Origin of the sequence: Nocardia sp. SYP-A9097 (genome assembly GCF_009649815.1) — a bacterium.
Lineage (GTDB): Bacteria > Actinomycetota > Actinomycetes > Mycobacteriales > Mycobacteriaceae > Nocardia.
The window spans coordinates 36,677-55,781 of sequence record NZ_WJIC01000031.1; the positions used below are offsets into that span (position 1 = coordinate 36,677).

18 protein-coding genes are annotated in these 19,105 nt (G+C 67.3%); 10 read left to right on the plus strand and 8 right to left on the minus strand.

Features of this window, described 5'->3' with window-relative positions:
• Nucleotides 1-60: 60 nt before the first annotated feature.
• The 4 genes from rsmH to GFY24_RS34995 all read right to left on the minus strand — a co-directional run bounded on the left by rsmH (nt 61) and on the right by GFY24_RS34995 (nt 3,096).
• A complete protein-coding gene (gene rsmH, locus GFY24_RS34980) occupies nt 61-1,062 on the minus strand; it encodes a 16S rRNA (cytosine(1402)-N(4))-methyltransferase RsmH (protein ID WP_309231706.1) in 1,002 nt (333 codons plus the stop codon).
• 173 nt (nt 1,063-1,235) lie between these two features.
• Nucleotides 1,236-1,667, minus strand: coding sequence for a division/cell wall cluster transcriptional repressor MraZ (gene mraZ, locus GFY24_RS34985; RefSeq protein WP_067565033.1), 432 nt, complete (start codon nt 1,665-1,667; stop codon nt 1,236-1,238).
• Nucleotides 1,668-2,104: 437 nt separating this feature from the next.
• Nucleotides 2,105-2,530 (minus strand): DUF3040 domain-containing protein, encoded by a 426-nt coding sequence (locus GFY24_RS34990; RefSeq protein WP_309231694.1) that lies wholly within the window; start codon nt 2,528-2,530, stop codon nt 2,105-2,107.
• A gap of 125 nt (nt 2,531-2,655) precedes the next feature.
• Nucleotides 2,656-3,096, minus strand: coding sequence for an SAV_6107 family HEPN domain-containing protein (locus GFY24_RS34995; protein WP_153809396.1), 441 nt, complete (start codon nt 3,094-3,096; stop codon nt 2,656-2,658).
• A gap of 217 nt (nt 3,097-3,313) precedes the next feature.
• Here GFY24_RS34995 and GFY24_RS35000 point away from each other — a divergent pair, with 217 nt between their 5' ends.
• From GFY24_RS35000 to GFY24_RS35020, 5 genes are all read left to right on the plus strand, one after another.
• Nucleotides 3,314-3,925, plus strand: coding sequence for an N-acetyltransferase (locus GFY24_RS35000; RefSeq protein WP_153809397.1), 612 nt, complete (start codon nt 3,314-3,316; stop codon nt 3,923-3,925).
• Between the two features lie 202 nt (nt 3,926-4,127).
• Entirely contained in the window at nt 4,128-5,696 is a 1,569-nt protein-coding gene (locus GFY24_RS35005; RefSeq protein WP_309231695.1) for an NAD(P)/FAD-dependent oxidoreductase, read from the plus strand.
• On the plus strand, nt 5,693-6,517 hold the full coding sequence (locus GFY24_RS35010; RefSeq protein ID WP_153809399.1) for a carotenoid biosynthesis protein: 825 nt from the start codon (nt 5,693-5,695) through the stop codon (nt 6,515-6,517). The genes GFY24_RS35005 and GFY24_RS35010 overlap by 4 nt, the downstream gene beginning before the upstream one ends.
• 87 nt (nt 6,518-6,604) lie before the next feature.
• Nucleotides 6,605-7,294, plus strand: coding sequence for an LppM family (lipo)protein (locus GFY24_RS35015; RefSeq protein ID WP_153809436.1), 690 nt, complete (start codon nt 6,605-6,607; stop codon nt 7,292-7,294).
• The gene (locus GFY24_RS35020; RefSeq protein WP_375336147.1) at nt 7,294-8,454 is read left to right on the plus strand and encodes a glycosyltransferase; all 1,161 of its coding nucleotides are present in this window, start codon (nt 7,294-7,296) and stop codon (nt 8,452-8,454) included. The genes GFY24_RS35015 and GFY24_RS35020 overlap by 1 nt, the downstream gene beginning before the upstream one ends.
• Nucleotides 8,455-8,460: 6 nt before the next feature.
• Here the strand turns inward: GFY24_RS35020 and GFY24_RS35025 are convergent, their stop codons facing one another.
• Nucleotides 8,461-9,411 carry a hypothetical protein gene (locus GFY24_RS35025; RefSeq protein ID WP_153809401.1) on the minus strand — a complete coding sequence of 317 codons (951 nt, stop codon included), beginning with the start codon at nt 9,409-9,411 and terminating at the stop codon, nt 8,461-8,463.
• 88 nt (nt 9,412-9,499) lie between these two features.
• On the minus strand, nt 9,500-10,498 hold the full coding sequence (locus GFY24_RS35030; RefSeq protein WP_309231698.1) for a methylenetetrahydrofolate reductase: 999 nt from the start codon (nt 10,496-10,498) through the stop codon (nt 9,500-9,502).
• A 294-nt stretch (nt 10,499-10,792) separates the two neighbouring features.
• On the opposite strand from GFY24_RS35030, the gene GFY24_RS35035 reads away from it, so the two are divergent.
• From GFY24_RS35035 to GFY24_RS35050, 4 genes are all read left to right on the plus strand, one after another.
• The gene (locus GFY24_RS35035; RefSeq protein ID WP_375336145.1) at nt 10,793-11,947 is read left to right on the plus strand and encodes a polyprenyl synthetase family protein; all 1,155 of its coding nucleotides are present in this window, start codon (nt 10,793-10,795) and stop codon (nt 11,945-11,947) included.
• A gap of 3 nt (nt 11,948-11,950) precedes the next feature.
• Entirely contained in the window at nt 11,951-13,564 is a 1,614-nt protein-coding gene (gene crtI, locus GFY24_RS35040) for a phytoene desaturase family protein (RefSeq protein ID WP_153809403.1), read from the plus strand.
• A 65-nt stretch (nt 13,565-13,629) separates the two neighbouring features.
• Entirely contained in the window at nt 13,630-15,237 is a 1,608-nt protein-coding gene (locus GFY24_RS35045; RefSeq protein WP_228566956.1) for an alpha-(1->6)-mannopyranosyltransferase A, read from the plus strand.
• Nucleotides 15,234-16,148, plus strand: a complete 915-nt coding sequence (locus GFY24_RS35050; protein ID WP_153809404.1) for a phytoene/squalene synthase family protein — start codon at nt 15,234-15,236, stop codon at nt 16,146-16,148. Before GFY24_RS35045 ends, GFY24_RS35050 begins: the two co-directional genes overlap by 4 nt.
• A gap of 40 nt (nt 16,149-16,188) precedes the next feature.
• On the opposite strand, the gene GFY24_RS35055 is transcribed toward GFY24_RS35050, so the two are convergent.
• Together GFY24_RS35055 and GFY24_RS35060 are read right to left on the minus strand one after the other, a co-directional pair.
• Nucleotides 16,189-16,458: a hypothetical protein gene (locus tag GFY24_RS35055; protein WP_153809405.1), complete on the minus strand. Its 270-nt coding sequence runs from the start codon at nt 16,456-16,458 to the stop codon at nt 16,189-16,191.
• Nucleotides 16,459-16,564: 106 nt separating this feature from the next.
• The gene (locus GFY24_RS35060) at nt 16,565-16,933 is read right to left on the minus strand and encodes an Rv2175c family DNA-binding protein (RefSeq protein WP_309231699.1); all 369 of its coding nucleotides are present in this window, start codon (nt 16,931-16,933) and stop codon (nt 16,565-16,567) included.
• Between the two features lie 107 nt (nt 16,934-17,040).
• On the opposite strand from GFY24_RS35060, the gene pknB reads away from it, so the two are divergent.
• Nucleotides 17,041-19,047 carry a Stk1 family PASTA domain-containing Ser/Thr kinase gene (gene pknB, locus GFY24_RS35065; RefSeq protein ID WP_153809407.1) on the plus strand — a complete coding sequence of 669 codons (2,007 nt, stop codon included), beginning with the start codon at nt 17,041-17,043 and terminating at the stop codon, nt 19,045-19,047.
• The last annotated feature ends 58 nt before the right edge of the window (nt 19,048-19,105 follow it).

The window sequence follows — 19,105 nt, forward strand, 5'->3', positions numbered from 1 at the left end:
GCCACCTCCGAGTCCGATACGCCTTGACAGGGCCCACTCGCCGATTTCGCGCCCGACCATTCATTGCGCAACCTCCCCTGCGATCCGCTCCGCCGCCCGCATGCGCACCGGAGCCGCCCGCGGATTGTCTTCGATCTCCTGCTCGGTGGCCTTCTCCGCGCCCCGGGTCAGAATCTTGAATTCCGGTCCCATACCGGGCAATTCGACCGGCAGATCGAGTGGAGTACGCGAGGCCGACCGCTTGGCCAGCTCATGCTTCACCACCCGATCCTCGAGGGACTGGTAGCTCATGAATACGATCCGGCCGCCGGGCGCGAGCGCGTCCAGCGCGGCCGGAACCGCGGCTTCGAGGGATTCCAACTCCCGATTCACCTCGACCCGCAGCGCCTGGAAGGTGCGCTTGGCCGGATGCCCGCCGGTACGACGAGCCGCGGCCGGAATGGTGGCGTACAACACCTCCACCAATTGCGCACTGGTGACGAACGGGGCTTTCTGCCTGCGGCGCAACACTTCCGAGGCGATCTTGCCCGCGAAGCGTTCCTCACCGTAGACCTTCAGCACCCGGGCCAGATCACCGTGACTGTAGGTATTGAGCACATCGGCCGCGGTCGGGCCGGTGCTGGGATCCATCCGCATATCCAGCGGAGCGTCGATGGAGTACGCGAAGCCGCGCTCGGCCTCGTCCAACTGCATGGAGGAGACGCCCAGATCCATCAGAATGGCCTGCACCGAACCGGTACGCGGCAACCCGGCCTCTTCGAGGGCGTCGGCGATACCGTCATACCTGGTGTGCACCAGGGTGATTCGATCCTCGTAGGGGCGCAGGCGCTCCCCCGCCAGCTTCAGCGCTTCGGTATCGCGATCCAGCCCGACGAGCCGGATATTGGGATACGTACGCAGGAAGTGTTCGGCATGACCACCGAGACCGAGCGTGCAGTCCACATAGACGGCATCGTCGAAACCCAAAGCGGGACCGAGGATTTCGTCTGCGCGATCGAGGAGAACCGGCACATGGCGGGGACCGTCACTGCCTGGGTGCACCTTCGACCTCCCGGACCTCACATTTCGTCGCACGACCCCATGACAGGTCGCTTGCGATTCGGACTGCACTGAAGGATTTCAGTGTCGGTGGCCAATGCCCCAGGGTCTCTGACCGAAGCGCGGCACCTGGCGTTGGGGAAGTACGTCAGGGTCCGCGTCGGGCAGAGGCCGCAGGGCACTCGCCTCGCTGTGGGCTAGAAGATTCCGCCCAGCGACTCATCTCTGGCCTGCGAGTAATCCTCCTCATGCTCGGCGAGGTAGCTTTCCCACGCCGTCTTGTCCCATATTTCGAGGAAGTCGACCGAGCCGATCACCACGCAATCCTTCGAGAGATTCGCGTAGCGGCGGTGCTCAGCCGACAACATGATGCGTCCCTGTGCATCCGGACGCTGTTCATCCGAGGAGGCAGCCAGGTTTCGGACGAATGCGCGAGCCTGCGGATTGCTTCGAGACGCGGCCGCGGCCCGCCGCGCAAGCGCGGTGAACTCGTCCTTCGGATATACGGCAAGGCTGTGGTCTTGACCCTTCGTGACCATCAACCCTCCCGCCAGCTCGTCCCGAAACTTCGCAGGCAACGTGAGTCGCCCCTTGTCGTCCAGTCGAGGGGTATAGGTACCGAGGAACAAGTCCCGACACCTCCTACCGGATCACCCTCTCGACTGTTCGGCCTCCTGTAGTGCGCGCTCCACATTACCCCACTTTCCCCCACTTTCAATCGAAAGCGGCGGTGATCTCGGTCCCCGCTTGGCGAACTTTGCAGGTCACACCAGCTATCACACAGGTGGGGAACTTTCCCCGCAGTTCCCCCGACACGCGCGGCACGCGGCGGACCACACCCGACAACAATCAGCAAACACGCAGATAGCGCGCATTTCCGACGCGGGTGGGTGAGGGTGGGGGAACCCCGTGGGGAGAGGTGGGGAATGCCATGTGCGGCTCGACACGCCGCCGGAAACCCACGAGAAACGCCGTGGCACCACACCCCAAATCGGTGTGGCGCCACGGCGTGTCGCGCTTGCTTCAGTTAGCCGAGCAGCCGCCCCTATGACTAGGAGCGGACCGTTCAGTTGTCCTGTTCGAACCGGCGGCGGAACCGGTCTTCCATACGAGATGAGAACCCGCCGGCCTTCTTCGGCCGACCCTGGCCGCCGCCAGGACCGCTACCCGACGAGGGATGACCGTCACTGCCGCGGCCACCCTGGGACTTCATCCCAGGGCCACCGGTCAGCAACAGCACTCCCGCGCCGAACATGACGATGAATCCGATCAAACTGATGATCGGGAAGTCGCCCAGCTTCACGGGCGCGGCGATGCCTGCCACGAGCAGGAACAGACCGAGGACGAACAGAGCCGCCGACTGCAGTCTGCGCCGGCCGGTGGCGGAACGTAACCGTCCACCCCGAACCGTCGAGGCGAACTTGGGGTCCTCAGCATAGAGCGCGCTCTCGATTTGTTCGAGCATGCGCTGCTCGTGCTCGGAGAGTGGCACGGTACCTCCCCCGGCACTAGATGGTGGCGGTCGCCTCCGGGTAAGCGACAGATAGCCGACGTTGGCGGCTGTCTGTCACCAATAATACGAGTTCGATCAGGTACCTACCACCTACTCGCCGATAGTCATGCCAGCATTCCGGCAACCCAGCCCGTACTGGGACGCAATCGTGACGCCGCTGCCAGCAGATCTTCGATGTCGTGAAGGAATGCGCCTACCCGCGAAGAGAACTCATCGGCGCGCCGATCATCGATCGGACGGGGCAAACCGGCCTCCAGCGCGGCCCGGGTCTCGGACTGGGCGCTGAAGTAATCCGCCCACATCACGAATTCCGGTGCGGCAGTCTGCATCATGACCCAGGCATTGCGGGAACGCGCCCGGGGTGCGCGGTCCGCGCCCGTGAGAGCCAGCACCGCGCCCGCCCCGCGCAGCGCCGCCAGGTAGGCCGTGCGGAAGCGCTCCGCCGGGTCCTGCTCCCCCGCCGCCTGGATCAACAGGCCGTCGGCGCGTCTTAGTAGTTCGCCCGCGCGCCCTGGATGGGCCGGACGTGCATTTCCACCGGACATCGGGTACCTCCCCACTCGCATACCCCGATTAACCGGGACCCCCTCAGGGCGAGAACGGCCTCCAGAAAGATCGAACAGGTATTCGAAGGTTTCAATTGAGTCTGACTCTAAAGACACCCACCGACAAGTTCCGGCGCTCGACCACGCGGCAACACCGGTCGAGAACGGCGCTATCGTCGGACCAACCGTCCGCGCCAACGAGAGCTGCGCCTGCCCGATGACCGCCGTCACCCCGAACACCACGCCCGCGCCCGTCGTCGTCGACCTGTCGGCAGCGACCATGCGCGCCCGGCTGCACGACGCCCTCTCGGTGTATGTCGCGGCCATGGACTACCCGCGCGGCACCGAACACCAGCGCGCGCCCATGTGGACCGAGCACACCACCCGGCCCGGCTGGCAAGCCGTCGCCGCGGTGCTACCCGACGACGACGGCCGCCTGGACCTGCGCACCGCACCCATCGTGGCCATCGCGTATGGGTACCGCGGCGCGCCGCATCAGTGGTGGCATCAGCAGGTGTACAGCGGTATGCGGCGCACCGGATGGCCGGAACACGCTGCGCGCGAACTACTCTCGGACTACTTCGAGCTGACCGAACTGCATGTGCACCCGGCCGCGCAGGGGCGCGGTATCGGAGAGATATTGCTCACCCGGCTGCTGCAGAACCGGCCCGAGGGCATGGTGCTGCTGTCCACGCCCGAGGTGGACGCCGAGGCCAACCGTGCCTGGAAGCTGTACCGGCGACAGGGATTCGGTGATGTCGTAAGACATTTCATCTTCTCCGGGGATACCCGCAAATTCGCGGTGCTGGGGCGGCGGCTGCCGCTGTGAGGGCCACGCCGGGAGTGCTGTCGCGCGACCGCTCGGCCGGACCGGCGGGGCAGCGGCGCGAATCGGCCGAAACCCGCTGGTGCACAGCCGGTGTGGATCCCGGCCACAAGCATGCCGGGATGACGGGGGACGACCTCGCATGGATGGGTTCGGCCGTAGGGGCGCGGCCGGCAGTGGAGATGTACGGGAACGAGGTCCGGCGGTGAGCGTGCTGATCATCGGGTCGGGGCACAATGCGCTGGTCGCTGCTTGTTATCTGGCGCGGGACGGGCATGCGGTCGAGGTGCTGGAGCGCGATACCGTACTGGGCGGGGCGGTTTCGACGGTGGAGCGGTTTCCGGGGCATCAGGTGGATCGCGGGTCGTCGGCGCACATCATGATCCGGCATACCGGGATCATCGAGGAGCTCGAGCTGGAGAAGTTCGGGCTGCGGTATATCGACTGCGACCCTTGGGCTTTCGCGCCCGCGCCGCCCGGGACCGACCTGGCGCCGATCGTGTTCCATCGCGATGTGGAGGCCACCTGCGCATCCATCGCCGCCGCCTGCGGGGCACGCGATGCCGACGCGTATCGAAGATTCGTGCGAGTGTGGGGGCCGCGGACGGCTCGGGTCATGCGGTCGTTCTCCGGGACGCCTACTCCGGGGCGATTATTGAAGTCGTTCTGGGGGCTTGACGCCAAGGGGGGTGGAAGTGCGCTTTCGCGGGAGTTCCTGCAGAGCGGAGATGCGCTGCTGGACAGTTATTTCGACAGCGAGCGACTGAAAGCGGCGCTGGCATGGTGGGGCGCGCAGTCCGGACCACCCATGTCCGAGCCCGGGTCCGCGCCCATGGTCGGGTTCGCGGCGCTCATGCATACGCTGCCGCCGGGGCGGGCAGTCGGCGGTAGTGGGGCGCTCACCTCGGCACTGGTGGCGCGATTGCGTGCCGATGGTGGCGCGATCAGCCCGGGGGACGCCGCGATTTCGCTCACACGGGCCGGGAAGGGCTGGCGGGTCGAGACCGCGAACGGGCGAAAACTGTACGCGGACACCGTTATCGCGGGCTCACACATCCTCACCACGCTGAACCTGCTGGAACAGGGTGGATTCGACGCGGACACCCTCGAAGACTGGCGGCGCCGGATTCGCGTCGGACCGGGCATCGGGATGGTCGTGCGCGCCGCCGCCACCGCGCTACCCGAGTACCCGGGCGCGAAAACCGGTGAATCGGCCCACGGGCTACAACTTCTCGTGACGGATCGCCGCCATCTGCGGCGCGCGCACGGTGCCGCGCTCGCGGGCGATCTCCCGCCGCGCCCCTGCGTACTCGCCATGAGCTTCAGCGCCCTCGACCCGACCATCGCCCCGCCCGGCGAACATCAACTTTCGCTCTGGGCGCAATGGCATCCCTACGAACTGGCCGACGGCAGCTCCTGGAGCGACCACGCCGACCGCGAAGGCGACCGCATCATCGCCGAAGTCGACGCGCACGCACCGGGTTTCGCCGCCACCGTCCGCGACCGCTTCGTCCAGACCCCCGTCGACCTGGAGCGCGAAATGGGCCTGCTCGGCGGCAATGTCATGCACGTCGAAATGTCCTTGGACCAGATGTTCATGTGGCGACCGCTCCCCGAACTCTCGCAGCACCGTGTACCCGGCGCGCCCGGGCTCTACCTCACCGGCGCGTCCACGCACCCGGGCGGCGGCGTCTCCGGGGCCAGTGGCCGCAGCGTCGCGCGCATAGTGCACCGCGATCTCCGCCCCTCCCGGCTCCGGCTACCTCGGCGATGACCGAGCTAGTCGAAGTTCGGACCGTGAAGTTCAATCGATCGGTGATCGCGGCCGCTGTACCCGCGGTGTTGCTGGTCTTGGTGCAGATCGCTTATCCGTTGGCAGATGGGGTGGGGCGGGATCGGGTGACCGTCGCGGTGGTGGTGTTGTCGGCGATGGCGGCGCTGGTGCATGCGGGGGTGACGTGTGGGGTGCGGTGGGCCGCTGGGCTATTGGTGATCATCTCGGGGATCGGGTTGGTGGCCGAGATTGTGGGGACGGCTACGGGGGTGCCGTTCGGGGCTTATGAGTACGCGAGTGGGCGGCTGGGGGCCGAGGTGGCGGGGGTGCCGCTGGTCGTGCCGCTGGCTTGGACCGGGGGGATCTATCCGGTGTGGATGGTGGCCGGGCTGTTGAGTTCGCGTGTGGGAGTGCGGGTTTCGCTTACCGCGCTCGGGGCCGTCGGGTGGGATCTGTTCCTGGATCCGCAGATGGTGGCGGATGGGCAGTGGCATTGGACCGCGGGAGCGCCGGGACTGCCCGGGCTCGGGCAGATTCCGTACACCAATTATCTGGGGTGGCTGGCGGTGGCGCTGGTGATGGCGGCGCTATTGGAGTTGTGGGATCGGACCGCGGGCGACAGCGGGCAGGCCCGGGTGGTTCCGGTGGCCGTATTCCTGTGGACCTGGTTGGGATCGGCGCTGGCCCATGCGGTGTTCCTGGGGTTGCCGGTGTCGGCGATCTACGGGTTCGCGGGGCTCGGGGTGCTGGGGATTCCGCTGGTTCGGGGGCTCATGGCCCGTCGAATCACACTGTGTCCCCTGGGCCATGGCACGATGTGAGCCGTGCCGAGTCCGATCACCTCCACAGCCGACGACCTGCTCGACTCCACGACGCCGGAGCCGAATACCCGGCGACCGCGCCGGTGGATGCGGATAGCGGCCGTCATGCTGTTCGCGGCGCTGGCCGTCATGCTCACCGGATGCCTGCGTGTACAGGTGTCGATGGGCGTGTCCTCCAATGACCGGGTGTCGGGGCGCATTGTCGCCGCGGCGGTCCCGCAGAACGACAAGGACAAAGGGCCACAACTGAAAACGCCCGACGCACTCTCCGGCAAGGTGCGCGTCGACTCGTACTCCCAGGACGGGTACGTCGGCAGCCAGGTGTACTTCGACGATCTCACCTTCGGCGAGGTACAGCAGCTCGGATCACTCTCCGATCAGACGCAGGGCATGTTCACGCTGCAGTTCAATCGGGTCGGCGATCTGGTCACCCTCACCGGGCGGGTGGATTTGAAGAGCCTGCCGCCGCACGGCTCCGATGTGCAGTTCACCGTCGCGTTCCCGGCGCGCGTGGCCACCACCAACGGCACCCGCGAGGGTGATTCGGTGGTGACCTGGAAACTGCCCGCGGGCGATGTGAGCACGCTGCGCGCCGAAGTCGGCTACTCCGACCCGAATACGCGATCCTTTGCCGGCTGGGCGGGCATTGTCGGCGGCATCACCCTGGCCGTGGCGGCCGTGGTCGCGGTGCTGGCGTACATGACCCGGAACCCCGATCCGCCGAAGTACGTGCGCGCGGCGCGCTGGATCAAGGGCAATCGCGAAACGCGGGTGTGATCCGCACCGGAGAACTCGCGGTACGAGCGGGGACGGTGATCGCGGGAATAGGCGCGGCCACCGCCCTGGTGAATCGAATCACCCTGCGGCAGTTACGGGATGGAGCCGCCGAGGTGACCGAGCCGGTCACCGTGTGCGTTCCCGCCCGGAACGAAGCCGATCGACTGCCGGGGCTCATCGCGGATCTGCGTGCGCAGCAAGGGGTTCCACAACTGCGGGTGCTCATTCTGGACGACGACTCCGGGGATGACACTTATCGCGCGGCCATCGACGCGATCGACGGCGACGGCCGATTTACCGTGCTGCGCAACGATATTGCCCCTCCACCCGGCTGGACCGGGAAGAACGCCGCCTGCGCGAAGCTCGCGGATTTCGCGGATGCGGACGCCGGGGTTCTCGTCTTCCTGGATGCCGATGTGCGGTTGACCGCCGGTGCGCTGGCCGCCGCGATCGGCGAATTACGGCGCGCAAGAGCAAGTTTGGTGTGCCCATGGCCGTCCCAAGGGGCCGAATCCGTCGCCGAGTGGATAGTGCAGCCACTGCTGTGCTGGTCCTGGGCCTCCACACTGCCTGTGGCCCTGGGAAATTCGACCCTGCGACCGTCGATGGCCGTGGCTTGCGGACAGTTCCTGGTGTTCGACGCCGCCGACTATCGAGCGATCGGTGGGCATGCCACTGTCGCAGACCGGATCACCGAGGACCTCGCCATTGCGCGCGAGCTGCGCCGGTCCGGGCGGCGGACCACACTCGTCGCGGGCGGGCGGATCGCCTCCACCCGGATGTACCGGGGCGCAAAGGAACTCGACGAGGGGTACCAGAAGTGGCTGTGGACGGCCTACGGCGGGATCGCCGGTAGCGCCGCTGTCGGTAGCGCCGCCGCACTCGCCTACTGGCTCCCGCCCCTGGCCGCACTCGCGGGCCGGGGACGGATTCGCTGGACAGGGCTGCTGGGCTACGCAGCCGCAGTCGCAGGTCGGCTACTGGCGCGGTCGACCGAGAAGAGGGCATGCGCGGGTAGGCTCGCGGGCTCGGATGTCCTTGCGGCGCTGGTTCATCCGGTTTCGGTGGCCTGCTATTTGGGGCTTTCGGCCCGATCCCACCTTGCCCACTGCAGGGGTGGGCTGAGGTGGAAAGGGCGGCCGCTCAACGGTAGTCGTTGACTCCGGTTAGGGGACCGGGGTGACGCCGACGGTGGGGAGGAAGAAGCAGGGGTGGCCGGCGTTGTCGACCACGCCGAACATGGCGGCGAGCACTGTGCCCGAGCCGGTGTCGACGGGGACGGCGCGAACTCCGCCTACCGGGAGTGCGCTCAGGAAGAAATTGTGGACGGCCTGTTCTACGAGAGGGCGCAGTTCGGTGGGAACCTGGGGCGGGATCATGCCGTTCAGGACCTGGGTGAGGGAGCCCATGGGGGCGAAACCGCTCTTGCCGGTGGTGAGGTTCAGCCAGACGACCTGCATGCCGGAGGTGTCGGCGCCGTCGGGGCTGATGCCGTAGGGCACGAAGGCGAACATGGCCTGGCCCGCCTTGACGGCCGAAAGGTCGAGGCCCGGAACGGGTACCGCGTACTTCGGCCATGGTCCGGGTACGGTGCCCGCGATGGCGGGAGCCAAACCGAGCGTCGTGCCACCGAGACAGAAGGGTGCGGCGGTCGGATAGAGGAACGGCTGCACGCCCAATTGCTGTAGCCCGTCCAGGGTTTCGCCGTAGGCGGCGAACCAGTCGGAGGGTGCTGCGGTCTGTGTGGCGCGAGCGATAGCGCTCACCGCGGCTGCGGTGTCCGTGGGGCTGAGGCCACCCGCCATGGCGGCCGCCGCGCCTCGCGCCAGCGCTACGCTGACGCTCTCCCCCGCACCGCCGGTCGAATTCGTCGTGGCCGCGCCGAGTCCGTTCGCCGCTGACGCGTCGGGACGACCGGGTGCGGCCGCGCCGAGTCCATTCGCAGCCGTGCCGGGATCGGTCAGTGGGGCTGCGCCGTTCCCGTTCACACCATTCGAAGGTGCTGCGGGTTGCGCCGGAGCCGAGGGTGGCTCGGCGGTTGCCGGATTGGCGGTGGCGAGTAGGGCGCAGGCTGTGACGGCGCCCGCGAAGCGGACGAGGTTCTGCAACACGGGCATTGTGGCTCCTCAACATCGCGGTCGAGGTCGCACGATACTCGGCTGACCAGCACATTTCTGACATTTCCCCCGGCATGCCGGGTGCGAATCAGGCGGAGATGGAGTTGGCCGAGACGGTGTAGCCGAGGTTCGCCAGGACTTCGCCGGTGGCCTTGGCGAAGTTCAGGGTGATGAAGTGCAGGCAGGGTGCGCCCTCGTCGATGAGGGTCTGCGCCATTTCGGTGGCGATCTCGATTCCGGCGGCGCGTACGGCGGCGCGGTTCTCCTCCGGACCGTCGCCCGCCGCCTTGCGGAGGCGTTCGAGGACCTTGACGGGAAGTTCGCGGCCGGAGAGTTCGACGGCACGCTCGACCGTGCGCAGCGAGGTGATCGGCATCAGCTCGGGGATGATCGGCTTATCGCCCTCGGCCGGGTCCAATGCGGCGACCCGGTCGCGCAGGCGCAGGTAGTGCTCCGGATCGAAGAACATCTGGGTGATCGAATACTCCGCGCCCGCACGGAGTTTCGCGATCAGATGGCCGGTGTCCTGATCCAGGTCGCTGGAGCGCGGATGACCCTGCGGGAACGAGGCGACGCCGACATGGAAGTCGCCGAGATCGCGCACCATGCGCACCAATTCCTCGGCGTATTCGACGCCCTCGGGATGCTTGACCCAGTCCCCCAGCGGATCGCCCGGCGGATCGCCGCGCAGCACCAGCAGATTCCGGATACCCGAATCCGCGTACGCGCCGACGATCGAACGCAGTTCGGCGACACTGTGATCCACCGCGGTCAGATGCGCGACCGTCAGCAGTGTGGTCTCGCGCGCCAGCTGCCCCGTGACCCGAATCGTGCGATCGCGGGTGGAACCGCCCGCACCGTAGGTCATGGATACGAATGCCGGATGCAGGCGCTCGAACTCGCGCGCCGCCCGCCACAGCCGTGCCTCACCGGCCGCGTCACGCGGCGGATTGAACTCGACGGAGAACGGCACCGACCCGTCCGGGCGCGGCCCGAGCTGTTGGATCACCGAGCGAGTTCCGGACCCTTGCGGTGTGCGGAAAACTCGGCCAGGGGTCGAATATCCCTGTACATTGTCGAAACTCACCGACCCAGTTTAAGGGCAACAACCAGCCTCTCTCCCCTGACCCGACCCCACAGCCTGCGCAGACACCCTATTTCCCGCGTTGAAGCGGACAATACGGCCAGCGCAGGGCGGTCGTGTCCCGCCATGTGAGATCACCGGAACAGCACGACCGGTTGCTCTGCTGAGCGGGCCGGGACAGTAGAGTCGTCGGCGAACCCCGCGCGCGCGACCTTTGCGGTTCGCGGCGTCGGCTGTTCGGCGACCATCACCTGCGTTTCATATCGGGAGTGGTTGCCGGATGTCCGGGCGGGACCCGTGCAGGCGCCGCACCCAGGTACGGCCACACCACAGGAGGATCCTCTGTCCGCCGGACCCGGAACCCCGACACGTCAGCCGGTCGGCGCGGGATCACTCGTCGCCGCCGTGCAGGAGCGACTCGCGAAATTCTTCGTGACCAGGCAGGAGATTCTGGCACCGCTGGGGCCGGTGGTGGCCGACGCGTCGCGCGCGCTCGAAGAGTTCGTCCTGCGCGGCGGGAAGCGCACCCGGCCCGCCTTCGCCTGGACCGGATGGCTGGGAGCCGGGCGCAGCGCCACCGATCCACAGGCCGATGCGGTGCTGACCGCCTGTGCCGCACTGGAATTGGTGCAGGCGGCCGCGCTCATTCACGACGACATCATCGACTCCTCGCGCACGCGGCGCGGATTCCCCACCGTGCACATGGATTACGAGACGCGCCATCGCGACGGTCGGTGGGCGGGCGATCCGGCACATTACGGTGCCAGCATCGCGATCCTCATCGGCGATCTGGCGCTGGCCTGGGCCGATGACATGACGCGCGGCGCCGGGCTGGACGCCGGCCAGGAGCGCCGGTTCGCGCCGGTGTGGTCGGCCATGCGGACCGAGGTATTGAGCGGGCAGATTCTCGATATCCACGGTGAGGCGGGCGGGGATGAATCCGTCGAGGCCGCGCTGCTGATCAACCGGTTCAAGACCGCCGCGTACACCATCGAGCGGCCGTTGCATCTGGGTGCGGCGCTGGCCGACGCGGATGACGAATTGATCGCCGCCTACCGGGAATTCGGCACCGATATCGGTATCGCCTTCCAGCTGCGGGACGACCTGCTCGGGGTATTCGGTGATCCGGCGGTGACCGGTAAGCCCTCCGGTGACGACCTGCGCGAGGGTAAGCGCACGGTGCTCATCGCCGAGGCGCTCAGCCGCGCCGACGCCACCGCACCCACCGCGGCGGCCCTGCTGCGCGGCAGTCTCGGTACCGATGTCACCCCCGAACAGGTTGCCGAATTGCGCGGCATACTCACCGATCTCGGTGCGGTGGACGCGGTCGAGGCCCGCATCACCGACCTCACAGACCGCGCGCTGACCGCGCTGGACGCGAGCACCGCCACCACCGATGCCAAGCAGCAGTTGCGAGCAATGGCCATGGCCGCCACCGCACGGGCCTACTGAGCGATGAAAACCGTTGCGGGACCGACCGATCGGGTCGTGGTGGTGGGCGCCGGCCTGTCGGGGCTGGCGGCCGCGCTGCATCTGGTGGGTGCGGGACGACAGGTGACCGTACTGGAGCGGGCCGATCATCCCGGCGGGCGGGTCGGGTTGTATCGCGGGACCGATTACGAGATCGATTCCGGGGCAACGATTCTCACCGTGCCAGGTTTGATCGACGACGCACTTGCCGCCGTCGGGCACACCCGGGAGTCGGTGGGACTGCGCATCATCGATCTGGCCCCGGCCTATCGGGCGAGATTCGCCGACGGCACCAGCGTCGGGGTGTACTCCGATCCCGAGGAGATGACCGCCGAGGTCACCCGGGTGCGCAATGCCGCTGCGGGGCAACGGTATCGGCGACTGCGCGGCTGGTTGGAGGCCGTGTACGAATCCGAGTTCGGGCACTTCATGGACAGCAATTTCGACTCACCCCTGGACATGGTCCGGTATCCGGAGAAGCGGACCGCGCTGCTGAAACTGGTGCGGCTGGGCGCTTTCGGGCGACTCGGGCCCCGGGTACGCAAGATCATGGGTGATGAACAGCTGGCGCGGCTCTTCAGCTTCCAGGCATTGTTCGCGGGGACGGCCCCCAATCAGGCGCTCGCGGTGTACGGCGCGATTCCGTATATGGATACCTGCCTCGGGGTTTCGTACCCCGAAGGCGGCATGCGTGCCATCGCCGATGCGCTGGCGCGCGCCTTCACCGCCGCGGGCGGAACGCTCGAACTGAATACCGAGGCCACCGGAATCGACTACACGGGCCGCCGCGCCACCGCCGTCGAAACCGCGGACGGTCGCACGCTGCCCTGTGATGCCGTGGTCCTCACCGCCGATATCGGCTCACTGCGGACCTTCGGCCTGCGTCACCGTCGCGGCCTGCGCGCCGCCCCCTCCGCGGTCGTCGCGCACGGCACCATCCCCGCGCACATCGCCGCCGCCTGGCCGATTCAAGCGCATCACACCATCGACTTCGGCCGCGAGTGGGATCGCACCTTCATCGAGATCGCGGCGCGAAAAGGCCACGGCCGGCTCATGAGCGATCCGTCGCTGCTGCTGACCCGGCCCGCGCTCACCGATCCGACGCTGTATATCGATCGGGCCGAACAGCGCATCAACGCGGCGGGCCATCTCACCGACACCACGCGTTACGAGCCGCTGTCGCTGCTGGCCCCCTGCCCGAACCTCGATGCCGCGCCCCTGAGTTGGGACCAACTGGCCCCCTACTACCTGCGTGAACTGCTGCAAACCTTGGAAGCTCGCGGCTACCAAGGCATTTCCGAGCACTTCCGCGTCGATATCGTCGACACCCCGCAGACCTGGAAGAACAAGGGCATGCTGGCGGGCACCCCGTTCTCGGCCGCACACCTGTTCCGGCAGACCGGTCCCTTCCGCACCCGGAACCTGGTACCCGGCCGCGACAATGTCGTTCTCGCCGGCACCGGTACCGTCCCCGGAGTCGGTGTTCCGACCGTGCTGCTGTCCGGAAAACTGGCCGCGACCCGCATCGTTGGTGATCTACGACATGCCCGGCCCGCATCCTCCCCTGCCGGGGCGGTGGCAACGGCGTACAACCACTAGACTGACCGGCGTCCTGCACCAAACGCGGCCGGAGCCGCCGACCTTTCCGGGGGGAACGCCCACCAATGCCGACCCCCGATATGGACGTCACCACCACGACTCTCGATCCGAAGCCCCGCGTTACCGAAGCCGCCGAGCCGTACCGCTGGGTGCGGAACTGGGCCGACTTCGCGCGCAGCCCCGAGGGTAAGGCCGCACTGCTCGGCTTCTTCGGCGCGCTCATGATCACCTTCGGCGGTTTCGGAGCGGGCAGTGTGCGCCGCAATGATCCGCTGCTGGAATCCGCGCACCTGTCATGGCTGCGCTTCGGACACGGATACGCGCTGTCCACGGTGTTCGTCTGGATCGGTGTGCTCGCCATGATCACCGCGTGGGTGCGACTGGGCCGGGCCACGCTCGGCACCGTCCCCAATGCCACGGTGACGCTGACCGAACTGCGCGCCATTGTCGGAATCTGGATCTTCCCGCTGCTGTTCGCGGTGCCCATGTTCTCCCGCGACGCCTACTCGTATCTGGCGCAGGGCGCGCTGCTGCGCGACGGATTCAACCCGTATCAGGTCGGGCCGGTGGTGAATCCCGGTGTGCTGCTGGACAATGTGAGCCCCGTCTGGACCACCACCACCGCACCGTACGGGCCGATCTTCCTGCTGCTGGCGCGCGGCATCACCTCCATCACCGGTGACAATGTGGTGGCGGGGACGATCGCGCTGCGCCTGGTCATGCTGCCCGGTCTCGCGCTGATGATGTGGGCGGTACCGCATCTCACCAAACACCTCGGCGGTAAGCCGACCACCGCATTGTGGCTGGCGGTGCTCAATCCGCTGGTGCTGATTCATCTCATCGGCGGCGTGCACAACGAGATGCTCATGGTCGGGTTGATGGCGGCGGGTATCGCGCTGGTGCTCGAACATCATCATGTGGCCGGAATCGTGGTCGTCGCCATCGGTGTCGGAGTGAAGGCGACCGCGGGTATCGCACTGCCATTCCTGGTGTGGATCTGGATGATTCACGAACGTGAGCGGCGCGCCGCCCAGGGTGAGGGCGAATTGCCGCATCCCGCTTTGATGTTCGCCAAGATCGCCGGGCTCGGCGTCGCGGTATTCGGGGTGGTGTTCGCGGCCGCTTCCGCGCTCGCCGATGTGGGTATCGGCTGGCTGACCGCGCTGTCGGGTTCGAAGAAGATCATCAACTGGCTGTCGCTGCCGACGATTCTGGCGCACATGATCACCTGGGTGACCCCGCTGCGGATGGAATCGGTGCTGTCGGTGACCCGCACACTCTGTGCGGTCGCGCTGGTCGCGATTCTGGTGTGGGCGTGGTGGCGGTTCCGCCATACCGAGCAGGAAGCCGTCTTCGGTATCACCGTGGCCTTCGTGGCGATCGTGATCCTCTCGCCCGCCGCGCTGCCCTGGTACTACTCGTGGCCGCTGGCGCTGGCCGCCGGATTCGCCCTGTCCACCACCACATTGCAGGTGCTGGTCGGCTTGTGTACCTGGCTCATGCTGGTATTCCAGCCGGACGGGTCGATCGGGCTGTACAGCTTCTGGCATGTCGCGCTGGCGACCTTCGCGGCCGTGGTCGCGGCGGTCTCACTGCGCACCATCGACCCGCTCAAGCTCAGCGCGCACGCGCATCATCCGGCGACGTTGAATCCGCCGCCCACCCCGGCATGAGTTCGGTGGAACTCGGACTCGCCTATCGGGATTGCCGCCGCATCGCCGCCGAGCACGGGCGCACCTATTTCCTGGCGACCCGACTGCTGGAACCGGAGCGAAGACCCGCCGTGCACGCGCTGTACGCGTTCGCGCGCATGGTCGACGACATTGTCGACGAGAGTGGCGCGGCAATGCGTACGGAACACTCTGCGGAGCAACTGGACCGGATCGAGAACGAGCTACGCGGGCGGCTGGTGCGCGCACCCGGCACCTGCGACGACCGCGTGCTGCTCGCCGTCTCCGATACGATCCTGCGGTATTCCATTGCCCCCGAACACTTCTGGGTGTTCCTGGACTCCATGCGCATGGATATCCCCGGCGGTCCGCAATACCGCGACCGCTACCCCACCTTGGATGCGCTGCGCGAGTACATGCGCGGCTCGGCCGCCGCCATCGGCCTGCAACTATTACCCGTCCTCGGCACCGTCGTCCCGGTCGCCGAGGCCGAACCCGCCGCGGCCGCGCTCGGAGAAGCCTTCCAGCTCACCAACTTTCTCCGCGATATCGCCGAGGACCTCGACCGGGGCCGCATCTATCTGCCCGCCGAGGAACTCGCCGCCTTCGGCGTGGACGACGACCTGCTGAAGCACTGCCGGGACACCGGCCGCACCGACCCCCGAGTCCGCCGCGTCCTGGCGCATCTCATCGCGATCAACCGCGGCATGTACCGCCACGCCACCCCCGGCATCGACCTGCTCGCCCCGCGCGTGCGGCCCGCCATCCGCACCGCCGCCACCCTCTACAGTGCGATCCTGGACGAGATCGAACGCACCGACTACACCGTCTTCACCCACCGCGCGGCCGTCCCCCGGCGTCGCCGCCTCCGCGTCGCCGCACGGGAATTCGCCTCGGACCTGCGCCGGGCATGAAAATGGCGGGGACGGCGAACCGTCCCCGCCACCGCACCGCTTACATCGGGCACATGTAGATCGGCGCGCACGGCTTCTGCACGCTCCCGGTCGGCGCACCGAACAGAGTCAGCAGATCCAGCACCGCACTCCCGGTGGTATTGGCGTAGATGGGCTGCGCATCACTCGGCTGGGCCGCCGGAGTCGCGACCTCCAGCGGAACCCCACCGGCCGGAGCGGACGCACCGGCGACGGCGGAGCCACCGGCGACCGCCCCGGCCAGAGCCGTCATCACGACGGCGGTACGAAGTGCGGGAAGAAGAGCACGCATCGAGCGGAGTCCTTTGATCGGGGAGCAATTGCACCCGTCACGTTTTCAGACTCCGACCCCGCAGCGACAGACCGTGATTCCCGTGCCCCTCGCGCCGGGGGCCGACTCAGAAGGGGTCGGCGGCGGCGCGGCGGATGACCTCGCGGGCGAGGTCGCCGTGCAGGGCGTCGATGGGACGGCCGGGTAGGGATTCGTCCTCGGTGTAGATCCACTCGAGGATTTCCTCATCGGTGTATTTACCGTCGCGCATGACGGTGATCAGGCCGGTGAGATGCTTCGCGATCTCGCCCGTGGAGTCGAAGAACTCCTTCGGGACGGCGATAACGCCGTCGCGGCGGACCGCGATCAGCTGATGTTCGCGCAGCATCTGGTGCACTCGGGTAACGGACAAACCGAGCAGGTCCGCCACGTCGGGCAGGGGAAGCACGGTTACCGAATCCGGCAGGACATCATTGCTGTAGGGGATGGCACTCACGGCTACAACGGTAGTCTGTCGTGCCACGTCCGCCGCATCACACCCCGACCCGACTACCATCGGGTCACAGTCGCGCAAGGCGACAGGGAAATCGGAAGGGTTCGCAGTTGATCGGCGAGATGCTGGAAGGGCGCTACCGCGTCGACGCGCCGATCGCGCGCGGCGGTATGTCCATGGTGTTCCGGGGGGTGGACACCCGTCTGGACCGACCGGTCGCCATCAAGGTGATGGACCCCAAGTTCGCCGCCGACCCCCAATTCCTCACCCGCTTCGAACTCGAGGCCCGCGCGGTTGCCAAGCTCAAACACCCCGGGCTGGTCGCGGTGTACGACCAGGGCGTGGATGGGGATCATCCATTCCTGATCATGGAATTGGTCGAGGGCGGCACCCTGCGCGAACTGCTGCGCGAGCGCGGACCCATGCCGCCGCACGCGGTGCGCGCCGTCGCCGAACCGGTGCTGGCGGCCATCGGCGTCGCGCACGCGGCGGGGCTGGTGCACCGCGATATCAAACCCGAGAACGTGCTCATCTCCGATTCCGGTGAAGTCAAGATCGCCGACTTCGGGTTGGTGCGCGCGGTCGCCGCGGCGAACATCACCTCCGACAGCGTGATTCTGGGCACGGCCGCGTACCTCTCGCCCGAGCAGGTCACCAGCGGAAGCGCCGACTCCCGCAGTGATGTGTACTCGGCGGGCATTCTCATCTTCGAAATGCTCACCGGGCGTACCCCATTCACCGGCGACACCTCCATTTCCGTTGCGCTGCAACGGGTCGAGAAGGATGTGCCGAGCCCGAGCCAGCTCATCTCCGGGGTCCCACCGGAATTCGACGAACTGGTCGCGCACGCCACCGCGCGCGAACCCTCGCATCGATTCGCCGATGCCACCGAGATGGCGCGGGAACTACGCCGGATTGCCCGCGAGTTGCGACTCCCTGACTACCGGGTGCCGTCGCCGACCGAATCGGCCGAGCACCTCAGCGCCCACCACCGGGTCGGCCCGACTCCGGCCGCCGCCCGGCAGGCCCCGTACACCCCCGAACCCGCGCGGCACGCGCCCTACGGGGCCGCCGATGTCACCACGCGCATTCCCGCGGATCCGCCGACCATGCAGGTGCCACCGCATCAGCAGACCCGAGTCATGACCGCCGCCAGGGAGATTCCGCCGGAGTACGCCCCACCCACTCGGCAGGACATGCGCGAACCCGATCGCGGACACCGCTCGGAGCTCATCGAGGATCGCGGTAAATCCCGGCGGACCGTGATCATCTGGCTCAGCATTGTGGTCGCCCTGGCCCTGCTGCTCGGCATCGGCGGCTGGTGGCTGGGAGTCGGCAGATACTCGGCGGTGCCGTCCATCGCCGGACTCGACACCCAGCGCGCGGTCGCCGCGCTACAGGACGCGGGCTTCAAGACCGAGACCAGACAGAAGGCGTCGGACATCATTCCGCTGGGCAATGTGGTCGGCACCGATCCGGCGGCCGGAACCAAGGTCACCAAGGGGTCGACCGTCGCGGTACTGGTCTCCAGCGGTAAACCGAAAGTCCCGGATGTCACACCCGGACAGGATGTTTCGAGCGTGACCAAGGCGATCAGAGACGCGGGGCTGACGCCGGTCGACTCCGGGGAGATCGGCAGCACGGCCCCGAAAGGCACACTCGCCAAGGTGGATCCGGGCCCCGGGACCGTACTCCCCGCGGGCGGCACCGTGAAGGTGTACCGCAGCAAGGGATCCGCGCCGGTCAAACTCCCCGATCTGAGCGGCAAGACCGAGGACGAGGCCAAGGGCATCCTGCAGAAGGCCGGAATCACCATCCGCGACACCCGATCCGAGTTCAACGCCAAGATCAAGGCCGGTCAGGTCATCAGCACCGATCCCGCCGCCGGAACCATGGTCGAATCCGGTGACGGCGTAACACTCGTCATCAACAACGCGGTCGAAGTCCCCAGCGTGCTGGGCTCCAATGTCGCCGCCGCCCGCACCAAACTCGAAGCCCTCGGCCTCAAAGTGACTGTGCGCCAACTGGCCTCGAACGAAAGCTCGATCGTCATCTCCCAGAGCACGCTCGGCAATATCGAATCCGGCTCCACAGTCACCCTCGTAGCGATTCCCTAGATCCCCTTCGGACTTCTACGGACGAAATGCGCCCGATCCGTCAGGATCGGGCGCATTC

Bases quoted from the DNA above. Each gene is read 5' to 3' on its own strand.
- GFY24_RS35000 (WP_153809397.1), top strand. From the start codon at position 3,314: ATGACCGCCGTCACCCCGAACACCACGCCCGCGCCCGTCGTCGTCGAC.
- GFY24_RS35045 (WP_228566956.1), top strand. From the start codon at position 13,630: ATGCCGACCCCCGATATGGACGTCACCACCACGACTCTCGATCCGAAG.
- GFY24_RS35025 (WP_153809401.1), bottom strand. From the start codon at position 9,411: ATGCCCGTGTTGCAGAACCTCGTCCGCTTCGCGGGCGCCGTCACAGCC.
- crtI (WP_153809403.1), top strand. From the start codon at position 11,951: ATGAAAACCGTTGCGGGACCGACCGATCGGGTCGTGGTGGTGGGCGCC.
- GFY24_RS35015 (WP_153809436.1), top strand. From the start codon at position 6,605: ATGCGGATAGCGGCCGTCATGCTGTTCGCGGCGCTGGCCGTCATGCTC.
- GFY24_RS35055 (WP_153809405.1), bottom strand. From the start codon at position 16,458: ATGCGTGCTCTTCTTCCCGCACTTCGTACCGCCGTCGTGATGACGGCT.
- GFY24_RS35010 (WP_153809399.1), top strand. From the start codon at position 5,693: ATGACCGAGCTAGTCGAAGTTCGGACCGTGAAGTTCAATCGATCGGTG.
- GFY24_RS35050 (WP_153809404.1), top strand. From the start codon at position 15,234: ATGAGTTCGGTGGAACTCGGACTCGCCTATCGGGATTGCCGCCGCATC.
- GFY24_RS34995 (WP_153809396.1), bottom strand. From the start codon at position 3,096: ATGTCCGGTGGAAATGCACGTCCGGCCCATCCAGGGCGCGCGGGCGAA.